Here is a 22,662-nt window from a genome sequence, read left to right as displayed (position 1 = left end):
ATTCGGGAAAGAAGCGGTCTGAATGCGATGCCTGCCGGTTGCCTTTGTCGTCCTTCTCCTTCTCGCCGGCCCGCGTGACGCCATGGCCGAGCCGCCCAAATGCGCGCCGATCGAGCATCTTTCCGGCCGTTATCTCGTCTGCACCTTCGACCCCGCCGTCGACGACATCCGGCTTTATGGTGCGGCGACGCTTGGCGGCGGCGGTGCCACCTATGACCGGCTCAATACGCATCTGCTGCGAAACGGCGAATATACCACCTTCGCCATGAACGGCGGCATGTATCACCCCGGCTATGGGCCGGTTGGCCTCCTGGTCGAGCAGGGGCGGGAGATCGGCGCGCTCAATCGGGCGGCGGCGGCCGGCAACTTCTTTCTGAAGCCGAACGGCGTGTTCTGGGTCGGCGACGGCAGGGCCGGGGTGATGGAAACGCAGGCCTATGAGAAGGCCGCGCTTGCGCCGCACGCCGCGACGCAGTCCGGCCCGATGCTGGTGATCGACGGGGCGATCCATCCGAAATTCCTGCCCGATGGCACCAGCCTGCAAATCCGCAATGGCGTCGGAATCCTGCCCGACGGGCGGGTCGCCTTTGTGATTTCGAAGAATCGCGTGCGTTTTCATGATTTTGCGACGCTTTTCCGCGACCGGCTCGGTTGCCGTGACGCGCTTTTCCTCGATGGCAGTATTTCCAGCCTATATTCGCCTGAGGTGCGCCGGCGCGATCGTCTTGCCGTCATGGGAACGATCATCGCCGTGGTGCGCGGCCTGCCCTGGTAATTTTTCGGGGACTGCCCCAAGGATTACGATGCGGGTGACGTCCGAGAACGGAATACATGCAACCGGAATGGGCTCTTGGAAACAGAACTCGTGGAAAAGGCGGCGTCGGGTGACAGGGCGGCTTTCGCCCGTCTCGTCGAAAGCCGCTATGATTTCATCCATGCCGTCGCCTGGCGGTGGTGCGGGAATCGGCAGGATGCGGAAGATGTCGCGCAGGAGGTCTGCATCCGTCTGGCGTCGGCCATCCGCGGCTTCAAGGGGACGAGCCGCTTCACCACCTGGATCTACGCGATTACCCTGAACGCCGCGCGCGACCAGTTGCGCCAGCGCCGCCGGGCGCAAGGGCGCGATGCGGCATGGCTGCGCGAGCAGACGACGCTTTCGGCCGGCGAGGCGGAAGACGACGGCGGCGAGGCGCTGTGGCTTGCTGTCGGGCAACTGCCGGACCGGCAGCGCGACGCGGTTCTGCTGATCTATGGCGAGGGACTGACCCACGCGGCCGCAGCCGAGGTGCTGGGCTGCGCCGAAACCACGATGTCCTGGCATGTGCACGAAGCCCGAAAACGCCTGAAGGTGCTGCTTCGTGCCGGTGCGTCCGTGACGGAAGGATGAAGACGATGACCGATGCCGATTTCGAGAAACTCGCCGCCCGCCGCCCGCCGGCTCCCGACGCCGATGCACGCGCCCGTGCGCTCTCCGCGGCCATGCAGGCTTTCGACGCGGACCAGGAAAATCTCCATTCGCCCCAAGGATCGACCGCCGGCGGACGTCGAAGCGCCATGTTCAACCGGATATGGAGCCCTGTCATGAACCGCAGATTTCTCGCCGGATCGGCGTTGGCCACGCTTCTTGTCGTGCCGGCCGCCGGCCTTCTCACCTATGAGCTGATGCGCAGCGGTCCGATCTCTCTGTCGACGCCCGCGCCCGCCGATACGATCGCCGGCGCGCCTGCGGCGGAAACCATGGCCTCCGCGCCGCCGGCCGCAGAGGGCCGGCGGATGTTGACGCTGCCCGCACGGCAGGATGGGGTTGCCGCACTCGGCGGCGCCGTGCCGCAAGCGCATCATGCGGCGCGCAACGCTCTTTCCCTGACGCGCGAGGCGCCGGAGATGGCGCGCCCGCTGCCGCAGCGGGAAGACCGCGAACGCTTCACCGCGGCCGACCCCAACCCGGTGAAAAGCGTGGCCAGCGACCCGGTCTCGACCTTCTCCGCGGATGTCGACACCGCCTCCTATTCCTATGTCCGCCGGTCTCTGCTGGCCGGCAGTCTGCCGGATCGCGACGCGGTGCGTGTCGAGGAAATGGTGAATTACTTCCCTTACGACTGGAAGGGGCCGGACACGGCGGAAATACCCTTCCACGCCGCCGTCACCGTCATGCCGACGCCCTGGAACAAGGATACGGAACTGCTGCATATCGGCATCAAGGGCTTTGAAGCCACGCCGGACAGGCAGCCTGCGGCCAATCTGGTGTTTCTCATCGATGTTTCCGGTTCGATGGATCAGCCGGACAAATTGCCGCTTCTGAAGAGCGCCTTCCGCCTGCTGGTCGGCAAGCTGAAGGACAGCGACACCGTGTCCATCGTCACCTATGCCGGGGAGGCGGGAACGATTCTGGAGCCGACTGCCGCGAAGGACCGGGCAGCGATCCTCGCCGCCATTGATGGTCTGCGGCCGGGCGGCTCGACGGCGGGCGCCGGCGGTATCGAGGCGGCCTATGCGCTGGCCGCCAAAGCCTTCCGCAAGGACGGCGTCAACCGGGTGATGCTGGCGACGGACGGCGATTTCAACATCGGGCCGTCGAGCGACGAAGACCTGAAGGCGCTGATCGAGGCGAAGCGCCGGCAGGGCATCTTCCTCTCGGTGCTCGGCTTCGGCCGGGGCAATTACAACGACGGCGCGATGCAGGCTCTGGCGCAGAACGGCAACGGCACGGCCGCCTATATCGATACGCTGGCCGAGGCGGAGAAGACGCTGGTGGAAGAGGCGGGTTCGACGCTCTTTCCCATCGCCAGCGACGTGAAGTTCCAGATCGAGTTCAATCCCGCGCGCATCGCGGAATACCGGTTGATCGGTTATGAGACGCGGGCGCTCAATCGCGAGGATTTCAACGACGACCGGGTGGACGCCGGCGATATCGGATCCGGCCATCGCGTGACGGCGATTTACGAGATCACCCCCAAGGGTAGCCCCGCCGTCCTCAACGATCCGCTGCGCTACGCCGACAAGGCGGAGGGGGCGGCGGCCCCGGCCGACCGTTCGGAACTCGCCTTTCTCAAGCTGAGCTGGAAAAAGCCGGATGCCGAACGCAGCGAGCTTTCCACCCTGCCGGTGACCGACGCCGACGTGGTTGCCGATCCGGACAGCGTTCCGCAGGATGTGCGTTTTTCGGTGGCTGTCGCCGCCTTCGGGCAGAAACTGAAGGGCGTGCCCGCCCTTCAGGATTATGCCTATGGATCGATCCTCGGGCTGGCCGAGGCGGCGCGGGGTAACGATCCTTTCGGCTACCGCGCGGAATTCCTGACGCTCACCCGGCTCGCCGCCGGTCTTGCGGAGGAAGCAGCGCAATAGTCGGGAAGGGCAGGATACGGGCGTCGCGCTGCTTGTCCGCCAGCGCGCGATGCTCCGTCGCCCCGTTTTCCTCCTGCGCCAGCGGGTGTGGCGTGGCCGTTGCGCCTGGCCGTGAAAGGACGGCGAGCGGCAACGGCTCCCCGGCCTCAAGCCCGACGTCGCGCAGCAGGCGGGCGCTGTCGCGCGAGAGAACGGATCGCATCGCCTGACGCTCCGCCCGTTGCTGGCGGAGCCGTTTCGCGGCCTTTCCGATTGTCTGCATCCAATGTCCGGGAACACCCATGACCGTCGCCTTTCCTGTTTGCTGCCACCAGCCAAGCAAAGCCATGGACATTTGACAAACGAATAGCGATTATGGCTGCCATCAGAAAAAGAGATGGCAATATGTTCCCTCCCCTTGAAAGCGATCTTCTGCGGATCTTCGCCACCGTGGCCCAGGCGGAGAATGTGACGCGCGCCGCCGATACGCTCGGCCGCACCCAGTCGGCCGTCAGCATGCAGATCCGCAAACTGGAGGAATCGGTCGGCACGCCGCTGTTCGAACGCGGGCCGCGCGGCGTGTCGCTGACGATGGAGGGGCAGCGGCTGCTGCCTTATGCGCGGCGTATCGTCGGGCTCGTCGACGAGACGACGGCGGCGATGCGGATGAAGCCCCTCGACGGGCCTGTGCGGGTGGGTATCCCGGAGGAATACAGCCAGACGATCCTGCCGCGCGCGCTGGCCGCCTTTTCCGAAACCCATCCGGCGACGGAAGTCACGGTCATGTGCGGCTATACCGCCCAGCAGATGGAGGCGCTGGAGGCAGGCAAGCTCGATCTGGCCGTCATCTTCGACTGGCGTGAGGGCGTCTCCGGCGAACTGCTCGCCATCGATCCAACCGTCTGGGTCACGTCGGTCAGCCATGACCGCTATCTCGAACGCCCCGTGCCGGTCGCTGTCTACTGGCGCTCAAGCTGGTGTCGCGACTTCGCATTGCGCTCGCTCGACCTGCACGCCATTCCCTGGCGTATCGCCTATACCTGCGATACGAGCGGGGGCCTGCGGTCCGCCATCACGAGCGGGCTGGCCATCGCGCCCCTGTCGCGCAGCACGCTGCCGCCGGGCACGCGCGAACTGACGATCGAGGACGGTTTCTCGCAGATCGATACCTCGCAGGTCGTGCTGAAGCGCAATCCCCGGCGCGGCGGACCCGCCATCGACGGGCTGGTCGACGTGATCCGCAAAGCCTTCGCGCCGCTTGCGCCGGCCGAACCGGTTCAGGCGCTTGGATAGGCTTTTTCGAGCCCGCCGGAGCGGGAAAGGCCGGCGCGCAATGCCGCATAGGCGGGGTGCTGGCTGGATCGGGCGATTTCCGTGAGCCGGATTTGCAGCCGTGTCGGAGCGACGGCCCCCAGCCATTCCCCGAGTTTTTCCAGTTTCAGGGAATTGAGGAAGCGCGCCGTCGCCGCGCGGTCGAGGGCATGGTGCATGCCTTCCAGAAAGGCCTCGTCCTGCGGTGGATTTTCCATCAGCAGTTCCAGCCAGGCGCGGTCGCTTTCATCGAGGCGGGCCAGCCGGTCGGCAACGGTGCCCCGATCCGGGAAGGCGACGGGTTCCGCGTTCATCTCCACCTCCGTCAAGAATCGTCACCACTCTGGATAAAGCGCCCGCCCGCTGTCGGCAACCCGGGGAAGGTGTTGGAAGGCTTCATTTCAATATTGACAATAAGTATAATTCTGGATGAATTATCCAGAATGACGAGCAAGACTTCCGAATCCCTACTGAAGGTCCACGGGGCCACCGCCGCAGCCGTTGCCGCGCTTCTCGATCCCCATGGCGAGGTGGTGCTGCACGATCTGGCGACCGGCAGGATTGCCGGGCTGTGGAACGCCTTTTCCGGCCGCAAGCCCGGTATGGAATCGCTCGTGGAGCCCGATTTCACGGGCGCGTCCGCCGTCCTCGGCCCCTATGAGAAAACGGAGGCCGACGGCCGGAAGATCAAGTCGGTGACCGCTGTCCTGCGGGATGGGACGGAACAGCCGGTTGGCCTTCTCTGCATCAATCTCGATGTTTCGCGCTTCGATGCGGCGGCGGCGTTACTTGCCGCCTTCGTCGGAGCGCCCGCGCCCCGTCCGGCTTTACTCTTTTCCGGCGACTGGCGCGCGGCGATCGATGATGCGGTTCATGTCTGGCTGCGGGCGGAAGGGCTTTCCCTGCCGGGGTTGCGGCGCGATGATCGGGTGGCGTTGACCGCGGCGCTCGATACGCGTGGCCTTTTCCATACCCGGAATGCGGTCGATCATCTGGCGGCGCTTCTCGGGGTATCCCGCGCCTCCATCTACAATTATCTCGCCGATGCCCGGCGCATGAACGATAAGGACAGGACGCCGTGACCCTATTGCCGGATTTCCGCCTCGAAACCCATTTTTCGCGCTGGGAGTTCCAGGCGCGTCATCATATGACGGCGAGCGATGCCGAGACCATGACCATGGCCGAGCTATTGTCGCTCGCCGGGCCGGAGGACCGCGAGGCGTGGGATCGTCTGGCGCTCGGCTACACGCAGACCTGGGGCGCGCCGTCGCTGCGCGACATCATCGCGGATACCTACGACGGCCTTTCCGCAGCCGATATCCTGACCTTCGCGGGCGCGGAGGAGGGGCTTTATTGCGCCATGCTGGCGCTGCTCGGTCCGGGCGACCATGCGGTGGTCACCGTCCCCAACTACCAGTCGATGGAAACCATGCCAGTGGCCATTTCCGGTCAGGTGACGGGCGTGGCGCTGCGGCCCGAAAACCGCTGGCAGCCCGATCCCGATGATCTGCGTGCGGCGCTTCGGCCGGAAACGAAGGTCGTCGCCGTCAATTTCCCGAACAATCCCACCGGAGTGATCGCCGATCAGGCGGTTTTCCGGCAGATCGTCGATCTTTGCGCTCACCGCGGCATCCATCTGTTTTCCGACGAGGTTTATCGCGGGCTGGAACGGGATGCGGCGCGCCGGCTGCCGCAGGCCGCCGAGCTTTACGAGCGCGGCGTGTCGCTTAACGTCATGTCCAAGGCCTATGGTCTGCCGGGCCTGCGCATCGGCTGGATCGCCAGCCGCGATCATGCGCTTCTCGCGCGGATGGAAAAGATGAAACACTATCTTTCGATCTGCAACGCCGCCCCGTCCGAGGTGCTGGCCGGCATTGCGCTCAAGGGGCGTGAGACGATCCTTGACCGCAATCGCGCGCTCTGCGCGGAAAACCTCGAGAAGCTCGGGGCTTTCTTTGCCGCCTATCCGGATCTTTACGACTGGTCGGCGCCCGATGGCGGCTGTGTCGCCTTTGCACGCTACAAGGGGGCGGATGGCGTGGAGGAGCACTGCCGCCGGCTGGTGGAGGAGAAGGGCGTTCTCCTGCTGCCGGCAAGCCTCTATCTCTCCGACCTGCTGCCGGTGCCGATGGACCGGTTCCGTGTCGGCTTCGGCCGTCGAAACATCGAGCCGGGCCTTGCCGCCTGGCGGGACTATCTCGACGGCAGGTGAGGACGAATTTCTCGCTGTTTTCGCAGATTATGCCGGGCGCCGGCGGCCGCCGCGTTCGCGGGTGGGCTGGGCCGCGCTTTCGGCCGCGGTCTTGTTGCGCATCGGGCCGATCGTCCCGATGATCGCCTCCAGCGTCGGCCGGGGCCGCGGTTCATGGGAGTCGAGTGCCTGGCGCATGGCGGCGAGATGTTCGCAGGACGTGCCGCAGCAGCCGCCGATGATGCGTGCGCCGGCGTCGCGGGCGAGCCGCGCGTATTCCGCCATCAGCGGCGGCGTGCCGGAATAATGGATTACCGCGCCGCGATATTCGGGAATGCCGCAGTTTCCTTTCACGACGACGGTCGCGGCGGGATCCGCGCCGGTCATGTCGAGCAGCGAGGAAAGGATATCGGACGCGCCGACGCCGCAATTCGCGCCGACGGCAAGCGGCCCTTCGCCGATATCGCCGGCGACGGCATGGATATCCTTCGGATGCAGGCCCATCATCGTCTTGCCGGCCGTATCGAAGGAACCCGTATAGACGAAGGGCAGGCCGACCTTGACGGCGGCCTCGGCGGCGGCCCGGATTTCCTCGGGCGACGACATGGTCTCGATCCAGGCGACGTCGGCGCCACCGGCCTTCAGGCCTTCCATCTGTTCGGCAAAGGCCGATACGGCGTCCTCATATGTCAGCGCGCCCAGCGGAATCAGCAATTCTCCGGTCGGGCCGACCGATCCGGCGACGATGACGGTGCGCGAAGCCTTGTCCGCGACCGCACGGGCGATCTCGGCGGCGCGGCGGTTGAGATCGAAGACGCGGTCCTCGGCCCGGTGCAGCTTGAGGCGGTGGCGGGTGCCGCCGAAGGTGTTCGTCAGGATGATGTCCGCGCCGGCGTCGACGAAATCCTGATGCAGCTTGGTGATGTTTTCCGGACGGCTCTCGTTCCACAGTTCCGGCGCTTCCCCGGCCTCCAGTCCCATGGCGAAAAGCGATGTTCCCGTCGCGCCATCGGCCAGCAGGAAAGGCTTTTCGGCCAGAAGCCGGGCAAGCGGGTTCGTCGCGGTCATGAGCGTATCCTTTGTTTTCCCCGCATATAAAGCTTTCCTTATGCGATTGCAACGTTTTGCCGGCCGGATCCGGGCGACCGGCAGCATGCGGAACGTTGCGCCCGGAAAGGACGGCGGAGCGGCCCCTCAGGCCGCGGTCTGTTCGTGGCCGATGGGGGACACCATGCCGGCGATGACGGTGCTGAGCGTCACCGCGCCGATCGGACGGTTCGCCTCGTCGACGACGTGAGCCTTGGTCTGATGGGCCTCCGTCATCTGCCGCGCGACGCTTTCGAGCACGGTGCCGCGCGGGATGGCCAGGCCCTCCGGCTCGCCGGCCGGCGGCGACATGATGGTTTCGATATTCACCACCCGGCCGCGGTTCACCTCCTTGACGAAGGCGGTGATATATTCGTCGGCGGGATTCAGCACGATCTCCTGCCCGGTTCCCTGCTGAACCACCAGACCGTCGCGCAGGATGGCGATCTTGTCGCCGAGCCGCAGCGCCTCGTCGAGATCGTGGGTGATGAAGACGATGGTCTTCTTCAGCTCCTTTTGCAGGTCGAGAAGCACGGTCTGCATGTCGACGCGAATCAGCGGGTCGAGCGCGGAAAAGGCCTCGTCCATCAGCAGGATGTCGGCATCGTTGGTCAGCGCGCGCGCGAGGCCGACGCGTTGCTGCATGCCGCCTGAAAGCTGGTTCGGATAGTGGTTCTCGAAACCGGCGAGGCCGACCCGATCGATCCACTGATGCGCACGCTTTTCACGCTCGGCGGACTGAACGCCCTGAACCTCCAGGCCGTAGACGGTGTTTTCCAGAACCGTGCGATGCGGCAGCAGCGCGAATTTCTGGAAGACCATCGCCGTCTTGTGGCGGCGGAACTGGCGCAGGTCCTTTTCGTTCATCCGGCAGACGTCGACGCCATCGTAGAGCACTTCGCCCGCCGTCGGGTCGATCAACCGGTTGATGTGGCGGATGAGGGTCGATTTACCCGATCCGGAAAGGCCCATGACCACCATGATGCCGCCGGCGGGCATCGAGATGTTGATGTCGCTGAGGCCGAGCACATGCCCGTGTTTCTGGTTCAGTTCGGCCTTGCTCATGCCGCTCTTGACGGCATCGACATAATCGGCGCTGCGGGGGCCGAAGATCTTGTAGAGGTTGCGCACCTCGATTGCGTGACTGACCATATGTTCCCTCCCATGCTTCGGCAGCATTGTTCCGTTGTCTTTATGCTTTGTCCCGCCGCCGCGCCGTTCCTTCATCGCATGAGCGGGGGGAAAATATTTGACTGTTTGCGACTTTTTCGACGTTCAGGAGCTATTCGGTTCCCTGCTTTTTTCCTCCCTCGTCCAGCGCCGCCTTGATGCGGGCGGCGACGTCCGGCGTTACCCAGGTTCGCCAGAGGTCGGGATAGGTCTCGAAAAAGTGACGGGCGGCCTCCTCGGTCGTGGCGCCGTTTTCGTCCATCCAGGCCATGACTTTGCCGATGGTGGCATTATCCCATTTGCGCACCTTCATGTAATCCATCGTCACGGCGGCCTTCTGCGAGAAGCGTTTGGTGACGACGGTGAAGACGTCGGAAATCGGATAGGAATTCACTTTCGGGTCGGGGCAGTCGGCAATGGCGGTGCAGCGCTCCCATTCCATCCGGTCGTGGCCGACGCCGAAGGAAAGCTTGACCATTTCATATTTGCCGAGAAGCGCCGTCGGCGCCCAGTAATAGCCGAGCCATCCGGTTTTCGCCTCGAAGGCGTGGACGATCGAATTGTCGAATTCGGCGGGTGTGGCGGGGCTTATCAGGTCGAATCCGGCCGCCGTACCGTTGAGGGCATGAAACAGATTGTCGGTCGCCGCGCGGCAACTCCAGTCCGGCGGGCATGTATGGACCGCGCCCTTTTCCGGATTGCCGGGCGCGGGAAAGAGTTCCGGATGCTTGAGCGCGTCCTCCACCGTCCGGATATTGCGATGCTCGTCGGCGATGAACTTCGGGATCCACCAGCCCTCGATGCCGCCATCCGAAAGGATCGGCGCCATTTGCAATAACCGGCCTTCGGAAATCGCCCTGTCGAGTTGCCCGCGCACCGCGTTCGCCCAGAGCTCCGGCGCAAGGTCCGGCGTGCCCTTCTCGTTCATCGAGGCGAAGGTCGGGATCGTGTCGCCCGACACCAGGGTCACGGAACAGCCGTAGCCGGCCTCGAGCACCATTCTGTCGACATGCGCGGCGATCCCCGCCGACGGCCATTTCATTTCGGCGATCGACACCGTGCCGCATTCGGCCGCTTGCGTGCCGGAGGTGAAGCCGGAAAAAAACAGCGCCAGAATTGCCGAAGCCAGCAGCTTCTTCATGGGGGTCAGCCCTCCCGGGCCCGGTTGCCGCGCCGCCGGGCCGTTGTTGTGGGCCGGCGCGGGCGCCGCCGGCGGAAAAGCCCTTGCGTCGGTAGAAAGCCTAAGGGATCCTCAAGATAAATCAACCGCCTGCCGACGTTCCTTCATTGTCCGCAGTTGTGACCGAAGCATGATCGCGCGGCTGATTTTTCGCGGTTTTTCCCGGCGTTTGGCAGGTTTTTCGAAATGTCGGACACCTTGCAAAAAATACGGCCGATTCATCATTGCTTAAGGTCTCGATAACGGTCCGGTAAGGATGTGCCGCTAATTGTTCTCCCACGGCGGGGGACACCGCCGCCCGCCCCGGAAAGGTCTTGCGTACCGGGGTGACCAGGCTTCGACGCGTTTTTGTCGGAAGTCGCCATGCGTATCATTGGCAGGCCGTGCATCTTCGCGATGCACGGCTTTTGCCGTTCGAGGCGCCAAAAGCCGCCTCCCGGAAGAGGCGGCGTGTCGGAGCAGCGGCGCGGGAGGCGATCAGCCGATATTGCGCGTGCGCACGACGTGAAGCGGCCCAAAGGGGGCGTCCATGACGATATTGCGTTCGCGCGACTGGTTTTTCGGCGCGCGGCCATTCCAGGCGATCTGGACGAAATTGGGCTTGCTGAAGATGAACAGCATGGTCATTTTCCTTGAATTCCGGGGCCATCCGCCCCGGCCGTCCGATAAGCCGGATATAGGGCCGTCCATGCCGGAAACGACGACTGTTCCCGGCGCGTGATGTCGCAAACGGGACATGGGGTCAAAAGGTCGCCGGGCCTGCGGCGGGGAAGGGCGGCCTCGCATTCTCCCGGCAGTGTGAAATGTGGCGGGAATGCGGAATTTCAGCTCTTTCCGGGCTGCCGGCGGAATGTTAGGAGCGGGCATGACACGAACGATCATGTTGCAGGGAACCGGTTCCGATGTCGGAAAAACGGTATTGGTGGCGGGCCTGTGCCGTATCGCCGCCAATCGCGGCCTCAAGGTGCGGCCCTTCAAGCCGCAGAACATGTCCAACAATGCCGCCGTTTCGGCCGACGGCGGCGAGATCGGCCGGGCGCAATGGCTGCAATCGCTTGCCGCCCGCGTGCCGTCCTCGGTGCATATGAACCCCGTGCTGCTCAAGCCGCAGTCGGAAACCGGCAGCCAGATCGTCGTGCAGGGCAAGGTCGCGGGTGAGGCGCGGGGGCGCGACTATCAGGCGCTGAAGCCGAAGCTGATGGATGCCGTACTCGACAGTTTCGCCAGGGTTTCGGAAGGGGCGGACCTCGTGGTCGTGGAAGGCGCCGGGTCGCCGGCCGAGATCAACCTTCGCGCCGGCGATATCGCCAATATGGGATTTGCGACGCGCGCGGGCGTGCCCGTCGTTCTCGTGGGCGATATCGACAGGGGCGGCGTGATCGCCTCTCTGGTCGGCACCCATACGATCCTTTCGGAAGAAGACCGGCGGATGGTGACCGGCTATCTCGTCAACAAGTTTCGCGGCGACGTCAGTCTGTTCGATGCGGGCATCGAGGCGGTCGGCCGGTTCACCGGCTGGCCCTGTTTCGGCGTCGTGCCCTGGCTGAAGCCGGCCGCGCGCCTGCCGGCGGAAGACTCCGTCGTGCTGGAGCGGCTTGCCGGCGGGGCGGGAGGGGCGCTCAGGGTCGCCGTTCCGCTTCTGCCGCGCATCGCCAATTTCGACGATCTCGATCCGCTGAAGGCGGAGCCGGAGGTCGATCTGGTCTTCGTGCGTCCGGGCGAGCGCCTGCCGGCGGACGCCGGGCTTGTCGTCCTGCCCGGCTCGAAATCGACCATCGCCGACCTTGCCGATCTGCGCGCCGCCGGCTGGGATGCGGATCTCGCCCTGCACATGCGCCGCGGCGGCCGGGTGATCGGTATCTGCGGCGGCTATCAGATGCTGGGAACGCGCATCGGCGATCCGCTCGGCATCGAGGGGCGCCCGCAGACGGTCGAGGGGCTCGGGCTGCTGGCGGTGGAAACGGAGATGGCTCCGGAAAAGGTCGTGCGCAACAGCCGCGCGCGATCCGTGCCCTATGACGTGCCGCTGGAAGGCTACGAGATCCATCTTGGCCGGTCCACGGGACCGGATGCCCTGCGCCCTGCCGTCATGATCGACGGCCGGCCGGACGGAGCGGTTTCACCGGACGGGCGGGTCATGGGTACCTATCTGCACGGGCTTTTCTCCAGCAACGACTTCCGGGCGCGGTTGCTGTCGGATTTCGGCGTGACAGGGGGCGGCTTCGATTATCGCCGCAGCGTGGATGAAGCGCTGGATGCCGTTGCGGCGGAACTGGAGACGGTGCTCGACCGTGGCTGGCTCGAACGGCTTCTGGCCGGACCCTGATGGGGCTTCGGGAAGGACGCCCGCTGGGCGGCACCAAAGTTGCGCCAGATTCTGGTGCGAAAAGTGGTGAAACTCCGTCCGCGCAACCGGCGCGGCTTCAAGGCAGGGTGACGAAATGAGTTCTGGACGTCTTGCTCCTGGGATGTGGATGCGCATCGGGCTTGCGGGCCTCCTCGGCCTCTCGCTTGCGGGCGCGCCGGGATGGGGCGTCGCGCAGGACGCCGGCAAACCGGCGGCCAATGCCGGCAAACGCTGGGAAACGGAATTCTCTATGTGGCAGAAGGTCTCCTCGGGGACCGACATTGCCGCCTATGAAGATTATCTGAAACAGTATCCGACCGGTACGTTCGCCTCCATGGCCCGGCTGCGGATCGCCGAATTGCAGGCGGCGGCGAAGAGCACGGCCGCCTCCGCCGAAAAAACACCGGATAAGAATGTCGCGACGGAGACACCGGCGGGCGATCCTGCGGCGCTGAAGGCGGAAACGGAACGCAAGGCGGCTGACGCCGAGGCGCAGAAACGTGCCGAGGCTGAAAAGGCGAAGGCCGAGGCGGCGGAAAAAGCGCGTGCCGAAGCGGCCTTGCGGCGTGAGGCCGAAAAAGCGGAACAGGAAGCGGCCGCCCGCAAGCTTGCCGATGAGAAGGCGGCGGCGGAGGCCGCGCGCCTGAAGACTGCGGCCGAGGCGGCGGAAGCGAAGGCGAAGACGGAGGAGGAGGCCCGCCTCAAGGCCGAAGCCGAGCGCAGGCAGGCAGAGGAAGCCGCCGCGGCTGAAAAAGCGCGGGCCGATCAGGAGGCTGCGGCCCGCCGAGAGGCCGAGCAGCAGGTGGCCGAGGATCGGGCGCGGCTGGAGCGCGAGGTGGACGAAGCCCGCAAGCTTGCCGAGGAAAAGGCCGCCGAGGCGGAACGGTTGAAGGCCGAGGCCGTGAAAGCGGCAGCGGAGGCGGAGGCGAGAGCCGCTGACGCCGCCCGCCTTGCCGATGAGGCGGCCCGCCAGGCCGGCAAAACTGCCGTGGCGCAGGAAGGCCGGGACGAGGCGGAGGCGAAGGCTGCGGACGAGCCGAAGGCCGCCGGAACGCGGGAACTTGCCGGCGAGGACCTCAAGGGTGCTGCCGATCGCGGGGAGGCGGCCGAAGCGGCTGCGGAAAAGCGCGAGGACGAGATCTGGCGCAAGGCGGTGGCGAGCGGATCGACCGAGGATTTCCGCGCCTATCTGCGGGCCTTCCCGTCGGGACGTTTTGTCAAGGATGCCCGTCAACGTCTCGCGGCGCTGGCCGAAAGAGCAAAACCGGACGACAGGGCGCAAGCCGAGCGGCCCGCGCCCGAGCGCCGGCCGGTGGTGGACAGCCGGGAAGCCTACCTCGACAGGGCAAGCCGCGCGCAGGCGCAGCGCTGGCTGACGCTGCTCGGATTCGACACCCGCGGCGCGGACGGGGTGTTCGGGCCGCGCAGTCGTGCGGCAATCTCCGGCTGGCAGCGGTCGGCGGGTTTCCGGGCCGACGGATATCTGGGCCGCCGCCAGTACCGCGCGCTGCGCGAAGCCGCGCAATATGTCACGGCGCGGGAAAACCGCTACCGGCGCGGATACGAGATCCTCGAAGGTCCCCGTGACGGCTATCCGGTCGATCCCTATTACGAGGGCGGCGGATACTACCGCGGCGGCGGCGTCGTGATCATACCTGGCTATTGACAGGTCCGGTTATCGGCGAGGCCGAGGACTGGCGGTTTCGACAAAGCCCGTGCCGCTGCCGGCTCATTGACACCGTCTCATGCGAGGCATATTCATCGATGAGTTGGATGGTTCCCCGGGCCGGAGACGGAACGGGGAGTAAATGGGAATGTGACGCGATGGACCCATGCAGGGCATCGTAATCACGGCCGACCCCGCGACTGTAGAGTGGCGAGGGACATTCATCCGGCTGGCAGGGGGCCCCGTTCGAAAGAAGCAATCGTGCTTTCCCGGGGCAGGGCTCGCAGCCAGCGGAAAAGCCACTGGGGACATGGCGATGAGCCGGGCTGGACGCCTCTTTTTCTACGAATCGTCCGCCTTTCGTCATGTAACAGATCCCGGGAAGGCGAGAATATCCCGCAGGCGTGAGACCGCCTGAAACCACGAGCCAGGAAACCTGCCATCCGCTGAAGGGCATGTCGCCCGCCCGGGAGGAATCCCGCTGCCAGCACGGAGGTTGTCATGGCTGTTTCGAATACGTCTTCTATCTCTCTTACGCAAAGCGACCGGCTCACGGCCGGCGTGATCGCGCTTATCATCGGCGCCTTCCTGGTGTTCGGCGCGGGTCTGGCAAATTCGTCCGTCCTGCACGATACGGCGCATGACACCCGCCACTCTTACGGCTTTCCCTGCCACTAAGGAGTAGCGACATGATTGTCAGATATCTCTTGGCCGCGCTGGTGGCCGGGTTGTTTTCGGGCGTCTTCATGACGCTGGCCCAGGAAGCGCGTGTCGTCCCGCTCATTCTCCACGCGGAGGAATATGAAGGCGGCGACGAGACGCCGGCGGCCGAGGACGCCGCGCCCGCCGCCGAGGGGCAGTCGCATGAGCATTCCTCGCTCGGCAGCGCGCTTTCCCAGGTCGCCGCCTATCTGTCTCCGGTTTCGGTGGCGCATGCTCATGCGGGCGAGGACCATGAGGACGGCGGCATCCTGTTCGGCATGAGCCGGTTTTCGGGAACGCTGCTGGCCAATCTCGTCACCGGCGCGGGTTTTGCGCTGCTGCTCGCCGGCATCAGCCTGATTTCCGGCCATCCGGTGACAGTGGCCAATGGCGCGCTCTGGGGGGCGGCGGGCTGGCTTGCCGTGCATCTGCTGCCGGCCATCGGGTTGCCGCCGGAGCTTCCGGGCTTCCCGGCGGCCGAACTTGGCGACCGTCAGCTCTGGTGGGTGGTCACCGTCCTTCTGTCGGCGGCCGGCCTCTATCTCCTGTTCCTGAAGCCGGGCATCGTCGCCAAGATCGCCGGTCTCGTGCTGATCGCCGCGCCGCAGATCTATGGCGCGCCGCAGCCGACCGACATATCGAGCGACGTTCCGGCCGTTCTCGGCGCGGAATTCGCCGTGGCGGCGCTGGCTACGACGCTGTTCTTCTGGATCGTGCTCGGCCTGTCGATGGGCTTCGCCAACCAGAAGATCGCCAAGGACGCCTGATGCGAATGACGCCGTCCCGGACGGTCCTCGTTCTGGGCGGCGCCCGTTCCGGAAAATCCGCCTTCGCCGAAAGGCTGGTCGTCGAGACCGGCCTTTCGCGGCATTATATCGCCACCGGCCGCGCCTTCGACGACGAGATGCGCGACCGCATCGCGAAGCACCGGCGCGACCGTGGCGACGGATGGGTGACGCATGAGGAGCCCCTGGCGCTGGCGGAACGGATTACCGCCACAGTGCGGCCCGACCGGGCCGTTCTGATCGATTGCCTGACGCTCTGGATCACCAATCTGATGCTGGAGGACCGCGATATCGCGGCGGCTTTCGCCGGTCTTGACGCAGCGCTTGAGCGCGCAGAGGGACCGGTCGTCATCGTTTCGAACGAGGTCGGATTCGGCATCGTTCCCGAAAACCGCATGGCGCGCGACTTTCGCGACCATGCCGGGCGACTGCACCAGCAGGTGGCGGCGCTCGCACAAGATGTCTATTTCATCGCGGCCGGATTGCCGCTGAAAATGAAGGGTTGACCCCATGTTGCAACAGAAGATCCCCGCGACCGTCATCACCGGCTTCCTCGGCGCAGGCAAGACGACGATGATCCGCAATCTGCTCCAGAACGCGGAAGGCAAGCGCATCGCGCTCATCATCAACGAATTCGGCGATCTGGGCGTCGACGGCGACGTGCTCAAGGGCTGCGGCGTGGAGACCTGCACGGAAGACGATATCATCGAACTCACCAACGGCTGCATCTGCTGCACCGTCGCCGATGACTTCATCCCCACCATGACGAAGCTTCTGGAGCGGGAGAACCGGCCCGATCATATCGTCATCGAGACCTCCGGTCTCGCGTTGCCGCAACCGCTCATCGCCGCCTTCAACTGGCCGGAGATCAAGACGCAGGTGACGGTCGACGGCGTCGTGACGGTGGTGGACAGCGCCGCCGTTGCGGCCGGCCGTTTCGCCGACGATCACGACCGGGTGGATGCGCTGCGCGTCACCGATGAGAACCTCGATCACGAAAGCCCGCTGGAGGAGCTTTTCGAGGATCAGCTCACCGCCGCCGACCTCATCGTTCTCAACAAGGCGGACCTTGTCGACGCCGCCGGGCTGAAGACGGTGCGCGAGGAGGTTTTCTCCCGCATCGCCCGCAAGCCGTCGATGATCGAGGCGCGCAACGGCGATGTTCCGGCCGCCGTGCTGCTCGGTCTCAACGTCGGCACCGAGGACGATATCGCCAATCGCAAGTCGCACCACGATCTGGACCATGAGAACGGCGAGGAGCACGACCATGACGAATTCGACAGTTTCGTCGTCGAGCTTGGACCGATTGCCGATCCCGCCGCCTTCGTCGAACGCCTCAAGCCGGTGATCGCCGCGCATGACGTGTTGCGCCTGAAGGGGTTTGCCGATGTGCCCGGCAAGCCGATGCGGTTGCTCGTGCAGGCTGTCGGCAGCCGTGTCGACCAGTATTTCGAGCGCGCCTGGGCGCCCGGCGAGATGCGCGCCACCCGTCTCGTCGTCATCGGCCTGCACGATATGGACGAAGCCGCCGTGCGCGCCGCCATCGCCGCAGCGGTGTGATCGCTGTGACGGGACACGGAACCTTCGGCGGCCCCGGCTTGCCTCGCTCCGGACCAGAGACCCGGCGAGCGGAAGAGCGGATGCCTCCCGTTGGCCGGGGAGGCGCGCCATGCATCTTCTCCTAGCCCAGAAAGGCACGATCGCCGAGAGCGGCGAGGCGATCGATCTCGGCCAGACGCCGGGAGACGTGCTCTTTCTTTCGGCCGCCGATACGGAACTGGCCGCCATCGCTGCCGCCCATCGCGGACGAGGCTCGCAGACGCGGCTGCGGCTCGTAAGCCTTGCCACGCTCGCCCATCCCATGTCGGTCGATACCTATGTCGAGCGCACGGCGCGGCATGCCAAGCTGATCGTCGTGCGGGCGCTCGGCGGCACCAGTTACTTCCGCTACGTGCTAGAGGCGCTGCTGGCGACGGCCGTCGCCAACGGTATCGGGCTCGTCGTGCTGCCGGGCGACGACCGGCCGGATGACGGGCTGTCGCCCTTCAACCGTATCGACGAGGCCGACCGCCTGCGGCTCTGGGCCTATCTCAACGAGGGCGGAGCGGAGAACGCGGATCGCTTCCTTGCCTATACCGATGCGCTGGTGCATGGCGGCGACAAGCCGGCTGCGGCCACGCCGCTGGAGAAGGCCGGCATCTGGTGGCCGGGATCCGGCGTGACGGACGTCGCGGCATGGCAAAGGTGCGCGCAGGATGCCTCGCTGCCCACGGCGGCGATCTGCTTTTACCGCGCCTATGTCCAGAGCGGCGAGACGCGGCCCGTGGAGATGTTGATCGAGGCGCTTGCCGCCGAAGGGGTGCGGGCGTTGCCGATCTTCGTCTCCAGCCTCAAGGAGCCGGCTTCCATGGCGCTGGTGCGCGCCGCTTTTGCGGCGGTCCGCCCGGAGGTGGTGCTGAACGCCACCAGCTTCGCCGTCTCCGCGCCGGGCGCCGACCGCAAGCCGACCGTGCTGGACGAGACCGGATCGCCGGTGTTCCAGATGGTGTTTTCCGGTTCCTCGCGCGCGGCCTGGGAGGGCTCGGGGCAGGGACTGACGGCGCGTGATCTCGGCATGAACGTGGCGCTGCCGGAAGTGGACGGACGGGTGCTTACGCGCGCCGTCTCCTTCAAGGCGACCGCCCGCTACGACGAGTGTGTCGAGGCGAATATCGTCGGCCTCGATCCGGTCGAGGATCGCATCCGCTTCGTTGCGAAACTCGCTGCCGGCTGGGCGCGGCTGCGGCGGACATCGCCGACCCGCCGGCGTGTGGCGCTGATCATGGCGAATTATCCGAACCGCGACGGCCGGCTTGGCAACGGGGTCGGCCTCGATACGCCCGCCGCCACGCTTCAGGTGCTCCGGACGATGGCGGCGGACGGTTATCCGGTCGCCGGCCTGCCCGAAGGCGGCGATGCGCTGATCGCCCATCTGATGGCCGGCCCGACCAATTCGGCAAGCGACGGCCGTGAAATTCGCGAGAGGATTTCCGTAAGTGATTACAAGGTGTTCTTTTCCTCCCTTCCTGCTTCGATTCAGGATGAGGTGACGGCGCGCTGGGGTGCGCCGGAAAACGATCCCTTCGTTGTCGACGACATTTTCGCGCTGCCGCTTTGCCGCTTCGGCGAAACCGTGGTCGGTATCCAGCCGGCGCGCGGCTACAATATCGATCCGAAGGACAGCTATCACTCGCCGGATCTCGTGCCGCCGCATGGCTATATCGCCTTCTACGCCTATCTCCGCCGCCACTACGGCGCCCACGCGATCGTGCACATGGGCAAGCACGGCAATCTCGAATGGCTGCCGGGCAAGGCGCTGGCACTCTCGCAAGCCTGCTATCCGGAGGCCGTTCTCGGTCCGCTGCCGCATCTCTACCCCTTCATCGTCAACGATCCGGGCGAAGGCACACAGGCCAAGCGGCGCACCGCCGCCGTCATCGTCGATCACCTGACGCCGCCCCTGACGCGGGCCGAGACCTATGGGCCGCTCAAGGATCTGGAAGCGCTGGTGGACGAATATTACGACGCGTCCGGCGGCGATCCGCGACGCCTGAAACTGCTTTCCAGACAGATTCTCGACCTCGTGCGGGATATCGGCCTCGACCGCGATGCCGGGATCGCCGTTTCCGACGGCGAGGCGGCGGCGCTGCAAAAGCTCGACGCCTATCTTTGCGACCTCAAGGAAATGCAGATCCGCGACGGCCTGCACATCTTCGGCGTCTCGCCGGAGGGCCGGCTTCTTGCCGATCTGACGGTCGCGCTTGCCCGCCTGCCGCGCGGTGAGGGCGAGGGCGGAGACGCAAGCCTCCACCGGGCGATCGCGGCGGATGCGCTGGGGGCGGCGGAGCCGGCCTTCGATCCGCTCGATTGTCTTGCTTCCGACCCGTGGACGGGGTCCCGGCCGCCGATCCTCGCCATGCAGTCCGACGACCCCTGGCGCAGCCACGGCGACACGGTGGAGCGTATCGAACTGCTGGCGGCAAAGCTGGTGGAGCGGCGTGTGGCCTGTCCGCCGGACTGGAAGGCCACCCTTGCCGTTCTCGCGACCGTCGAAAGCTCCATCCGTCCGGCCATCGTCGCCTGCGGGCCGGCGGAGATCTCGGCGCTGATGCGGGGGCTCGACGGGTGCTTCATCGAGCCTGGCCCGTCCGGCGCGCCGACTCGGGGGCGGCCGGACGTGCTGCCGACAGGCCGCAATTTCTACTCCGTCGACAGCCGCGCCGTGCCGACGCCGGCGGCCTGGGAACTGGGGCGGAAATCCGCCGAGCTCATGGTGACCCGCTATGCGCAGGACCATGGCGAATGGCCGACCTCCTTCGGCATCACCGCCTGGGGCACATCCAACATGCGCACCGGCGGCGACGATATCGCCCAGGCCATGGCGCTGATCGGCGTCAAGCCGACCTGGGATATGGCGTCGCGCCGGGTCACGGGGTTCGAGATCATGCCGACCGCGGTGCTGCGCCATCCGCGCGTCGACGTGACCTTGCGCATTTCCGGCTTCTTCCGCGACGCCTTCCCCGAGCAGGTCGCGCTCTTCGACCGGGCGGTGCGCGCCGTCGGCGCACTCGATGAGGACGGCGCCGACAATCCCATCGCCACGCGGATGCGCGCCGAGGCGGCCATGCTGGCGGCGCGGGGCGCTTCGGCGGAGGAGGCGAAGCGGCAGTCGGGTTTCCGCGTTTTCGGCGCGCAGTCGGGCAGCTACGGCGCCGGCCTCCAGACCATGATGGACGAGGGGCTGTGGACCGATCGCGGCGATCTTGCCGAGGCCTGGCTTGCCTGGGGCGCGCATGCCTATGACGGCGATGGCGACAGCGTGCCGATGCGCGAGCGGCTGGAGGCCCGCATGCGGACGCTTCAGGCGGTGGTGCAGAATCAGGACAGCCGCGAGCACGACCTGCTCGACAGCGATGAATATTACCAGTTCGAGGGCGGCATGGCGGCGGCGGCCGGACATCTGTCGGGCCGGCAGCCCGTCGTCTATCACAACGATCTGTCGCGGCCGGAAAAACCGGTGGTGCGTACGCTGGAAGACGAGATCGGCCGGGTGGTGCGCGCGCGCGTCGTCAATCCGAAATGGATAGAGGGCGTGATGCGGCACGGCTACAAGGGCGCGTTCGAGATCGCCGCGACGGTGGATTTCATGTTCGCCTTCGCCGCCACGACCGGCGCGGTGAAGGATCATCATTTCGAGGCGGCCTATCGGGCCTATCTGCTCGACGAGAAGGTCCGCGATTTCCTTTTGCGCAAGAACCCGGCCGCGCTCGCCGAAATGGCGGCGCGCTTCGCCGAGGCGATCGATCGGGGCCTCTGGACGCCGCGGTCCAATTCCGCGCGCTTCGACCTCGACATGCTGGGCGGGCTTAAGGCCTCATGACGACCGATCAGGACCGAAGGGAAGACAAGATGACCGACAACCACGACGAAACCGCAGGCATGAGCGAAGCCGAACTGGCGCGCCATTCGGAAAAGATGGCGAAGAAGAAGCAGGCGCGCGAGAAGATCATGGCGACGAAGACCGATGAGAAAGGTCTGGTGATCGTTCATACCGGCAAGGGCAAGGGCAAGTCGACCGCCGGTTTCGGCATGATCTTCCGCCATATCGCGCATGGAATGCCCTGCGCCGTCGTACAATTCATCAAGGGGGCGATGGTGACGGGCGAACGGGAACTGATCGAGGCCCATTTCTCCGATCTCTGCCAGTTCCACACGCTCGGCGAAGGCTTCACCTGGGAAACGCAGGACCGCGCCCGTGACATGGCCATGGCGGGGAAAGCCTGGGAAAAGGCCAAGGACCTGATCCGCGACGAACGCAATTCCATGGTGTTGCTGGACGAGATCAACATCGCCCTGCGCTACGACTATATCGATCTCGACGAGGTCGTGGCGTTTCTGACGACCGAGAAGCCGGCGATGACGCATGTGGTTCTGACGGGCCGCAACGCGAAGGACGGCCTGATCGAGATCGCCGATCTGGTGACGGAGATGGAACTGGTGAAGCACCCCTTCCGCTCGGGCATCAAGGCGCAGCAGGGCGTCGAGTTCTAGCCCGCAGGGCGCGATGTCCTCACCAGCCTGCCCATAACCTCAGCGGATGGCCGGGATCGGCCATCAGCCGGACGGCGAGGGTGATGGAGGTGAGAACGAGGAGCGGCTTGATGATCCTGGCGCCGTTCTTCATCGCCAGGCGCGAGCCGACCTGCGCGCCGATGAACTGGGCGACGCCCATGACGAGCCCGACCTTCCACAGCACCACGCCATAGAACAGGAAAACGGCGAAACCGCCGATATTGGAGCCGAAGTTCAGGAGTTTCGTATGGGCCGTCGCCTTCAGCACGCCGAAGCCGGCGAGCGACACGAAGGCCAGCATGAAGAACGAACCGGCACCCGGACCGAAGACGCCGTCGTAGAAGCCGATCATCGGCACCACCGTCGCGCTGAAGGCAAAAACACCCATGCGGCGGTGGCTGTCGAGATCGCCGATGTTCGGCTTGAAGCCGAAATAGAGTGCGATGCCGACGAGGAGGAAGGGCAGGGCCACCTTGAGCACATCGCTTGGCAGCACGGTCGCCAGAAAGGCGCCGGCCATCGATCCGGCCAGCGAAAGGGCCGCCATCGGCAATTGTTCCGTGAGGCGGATATGCCCGGCTCGCGTATAGGCCAGCGTGGCGGAGCCGGAACCGAACAGCGCCTGCAACTTGTTGGTGCCGAGCGTTTCAAGCGGCGGGATGCCGACGAGCAGCATGGCGGGAATGGTGATCATGCCGCCGCCGCCGGCAATGGAATCGATGAAACCGGCGATAAAGGCGGCGATGAACAGGAAAACGAGAAGATGAAGGGTGAGGTCGGCCAAGGCGG

General features: G+C 65.6%; 21 protein-coding genes and 1 riboswitch. Of the genes, 14 read left to right on the top strand and 7 right to left on the bottom strand.

Features of this window, described 5'->3' with window-relative positions:
• Positions 1–22: 22 nt before the first annotated feature.
• The 3 genes from KYK29_RS02115 to KYK29_RS02105 all read left to right on the top strand — a co-directional run bounded on the left by KYK29_RS02115 (position 23) and on the right by KYK29_RS02105 (position 3,345).
• Entirely contained in the window at positions 23–775 is a 753-nt protein-coding gene (locus KYK29_RS02115; protein ID WP_254689197.1) for a phosphodiester glycosidase family protein, read from the top strand.
• 75 nt (positions 776–850) lie between these two features.
• Positions 851–1,387: an RNA polymerase sigma factor gene (locus KYK29_RS02110; protein WP_254689196.1), complete on the top strand. Its 537-nt coding sequence runs from the start codon at positions 851–853 to the stop codon at positions 1,385–1,387.
• A gap of 5 nt (positions 1,388–1,392) precedes the next feature.
• Positions 1,393–3,345, top strand: coding sequence for a vWA domain-containing protein (locus KYK29_RS02105; protein ID WP_254689195.1), 1,953 nt, complete (start codon positions 1,393–1,395; stop codon positions 3,343–3,345).
• Here the strand turns inward: KYK29_RS02105 and KYK29_RS02100 are convergent.
• Complete coding sequence (locus KYK29_RS02100) at positions 3,302–3,607, bottom strand: hypothetical protein (RefSeq protein WP_254689194.1); 306 nt, start codon at positions 3,605–3,607, stop codon at positions 3,302–3,304. The genes KYK29_RS02105 and KYK29_RS02100 overlap by 44 nt on opposite strands.
• 122 nt (positions 3,608–3,729) lie before the next feature.
• Between KYK29_RS02100 and KYK29_RS02095 the strand changes: the two genes are divergently transcribed.
• Entirely contained in the window at positions 3,730–4,617 is an 888-nt protein-coding gene (locus KYK29_RS02095; RefSeq protein ID WP_254689193.1) for a LysR family transcriptional regulator, read from the top strand.
• Here the strand turns inward: KYK29_RS02095 and KYK29_RS02090 are convergent.
• A complete protein-coding gene (locus tag KYK29_RS02090; protein ID WP_254689192.1) occupies positions 4,602–4,949 on the bottom strand; it encodes a hypothetical protein in 348 nt (115 codons plus the stop codon). The genes KYK29_RS02095 and KYK29_RS02090 overlap by 16 nt on opposite strands.
• A gap of 129 nt (positions 4,950–5,078) precedes the next feature.
• Between KYK29_RS02090 and KYK29_RS02085 the strand changes: the two genes are divergently transcribed.
• Positions 5,079–5,717 (top strand): helix-turn-helix transcriptional regulator, encoded by a 639-nt coding sequence (locus tag KYK29_RS02085; RefSeq protein ID WP_254689191.1) that lies wholly within the window; start codon positions 5,079–5,081, stop codon positions 5,715–5,717.
• The gene (locus KYK29_RS02080; RefSeq protein ID WP_254689190.1) at positions 5,714–6,847 is read left to right on the top strand and encodes an aminotransferase class I/II-fold pyridoxal phosphate-dependent enzyme; all 1,134 of its coding nucleotides are present in this window, start codon (positions 5,714–5,716) and stop codon (positions 6,845–6,847) included. Before KYK29_RS02085 ends, KYK29_RS02080 begins: the two co-directional genes overlap by 4 nt.
• Positions 6,848–6,874: 27 nt before the next feature.
• Here the strand turns inward: KYK29_RS02080 and bmt are convergent, their stop codons facing one another.
• The 4 genes from bmt to KYK29_RS02060 form a co-directional block, all read right to left on the bottom strand.
• Complete coding sequence (gene bmt / locus KYK29_RS02075; protein WP_254689189.1) at positions 6,875–7,894, bottom strand: betaine--homocysteine S-methyltransferase; 1,020 nt, start codon at positions 7,892–7,894, stop codon at positions 6,875–6,877.
• A gap of 126 nt (positions 7,895–8,020) precedes the next feature.
• Positions 8,021–9,064: a quaternary amine ABC transporter ATP-binding protein gene (locus KYK29_RS02070; RefSeq protein WP_254689188.1), complete on the bottom strand. Its 1,044-nt coding sequence runs from the start codon at positions 9,062–9,064 to the stop codon at positions 8,021–8,023.
• Between the two features lie 130 nt (positions 9,065–9,194).
• Positions 9,195–10,223, bottom strand: a complete 1,029-nt coding sequence (locus tag KYK29_RS02065; protein WP_254689187.1) for a glycine betaine ABC transporter substrate-binding protein — start codon at positions 10,221–10,223, stop codon at positions 9,195–9,197.
• 516 nt (positions 10,224–10,739) lie between these two features.
• A complete protein-coding gene (locus tag KYK29_RS02060; RefSeq protein ID WP_254689186.1) occupies positions 10,740–10,883 on the bottom strand; it encodes a hypothetical protein in 144 nt (47 codons plus the stop codon).
• 244 nt (positions 10,884–11,127) lie between these two features.
• Between KYK29_RS02060 and KYK29_RS02055 the strand changes: the two genes are divergently transcribed.
• The 8 genes from KYK29_RS02055 (at position 11,128) to cobO (ending at position 21,852) form a co-directional block, all read left to right on the top strand.
• On the top strand, positions 11,128–12,588 hold the full coding sequence (locus tag KYK29_RS02055; protein ID WP_254689185.1) for a cobyric acid synthase: 1,461 nt from the start codon (positions 11,128–11,130) through the stop codon (positions 12,586–12,588).
• Between the two features lie 115 nt (positions 12,589–12,703).
• Entirely contained in the window at positions 12,704–14,275 is a 1,572-nt protein-coding gene (locus tag KYK29_RS02050; protein WP_254689184.1) for a peptidoglycan-binding domain-containing protein, read from the top strand.
• Positions 14,276–14,366: 91 nt separating this feature from the next.
• Positions 14,367–14,733, top strand: a riboswitch (cobalamin riboswitch).
• 43 nt (positions 14,734–14,776) lie between these two features.
• Positions 14,777–14,953 (top strand): CbtB domain-containing protein, encoded by a 177-nt coding sequence (locus tag KYK29_RS02045; RefSeq protein ID WP_254689183.1) that lies wholly within the window; start codon positions 14,777–14,779, stop codon positions 14,951–14,953.
• An 11-nt stretch (positions 14,954–14,964) separates the two neighbouring features.
• Positions 14,965–15,744 (top strand): CbtA family protein, encoded by a 780-nt coding sequence (locus KYK29_RS02040; RefSeq protein ID WP_254689182.1) that lies wholly within the window; start codon positions 14,965–14,967, stop codon positions 15,742–15,744.
• A complete protein-coding gene (cobU, locus tag KYK29_RS02035; protein ID WP_254689181.1) occupies positions 15,744–16,268 on the top strand; it encodes a bifunctional adenosylcobinamide kinase/adenosylcobinamide-phosphate guanylyltransferase in 525 nt (174 codons plus the stop codon). The genes KYK29_RS02040 and cobU overlap by 1 nt, the downstream gene beginning before the upstream one ends.
• 4 nt (positions 16,269–16,272) lie before the next feature.
• Positions 16,273–17,322 (top strand): cobalamin biosynthesis protein CobW, encoded by a 1,050-nt coding sequence (gene cobW, locus KYK29_RS02030; protein ID WP_254689180.1) that lies wholly within the window; start codon positions 16,273–16,275, stop codon positions 17,320–17,322.
• Between the two features lie 109 nt (positions 17,323–17,431).
• Positions 17,432–21,181 carry a cobaltochelatase subunit CobN gene (cobN, locus tag KYK29_RS02025; RefSeq protein WP_254689179.1) on the top strand — a complete coding sequence of 1,250 codons (3,750 nt, stop codon included), beginning with the start codon at positions 17,432–17,434 and terminating at the stop codon, positions 21,179–21,181.
• A 29-nt stretch (positions 21,182–21,210) separates the two neighbouring features.
• On the top strand, positions 21,211–21,852 hold the full coding sequence (gene cobO, locus KYK29_RS02020) for a cob(I)yrinic acid a,c-diamide adenosyltransferase (RefSeq protein WP_254689178.1): 642 nt from the start codon (positions 21,211–21,213) through the stop codon (positions 21,850–21,852).
• A 19-nt stretch (positions 21,853–21,871) separates the two neighbouring features.
• On the opposite strand, the gene KYK29_RS02015 is transcribed toward cobO, so the two are convergent.
• Positions 21,872–22,657, bottom strand: a complete 786-nt coding sequence (locus KYK29_RS02015) for a TSUP family transporter (RefSeq protein WP_254689177.1) — start codon at positions 22,655–22,657, stop codon at positions 21,872–21,874.
• Between the last annotated feature and the right edge of the window lie 5 nt (positions 22,658–22,662).

This window comes from Shinella daejeonensis, assembly GCF_024281235.1.
Lineage (GTDB): Bacteria > Pseudomonadota > Alphaproteobacteria > Rhizobiales > Rhizobiaceae > Shinella > Shinella daejeonensis.
Note: the sequence above shows the minus strand (reverse complement) of the source record. Positions and strands in the feature narration are given on the sequence as shown.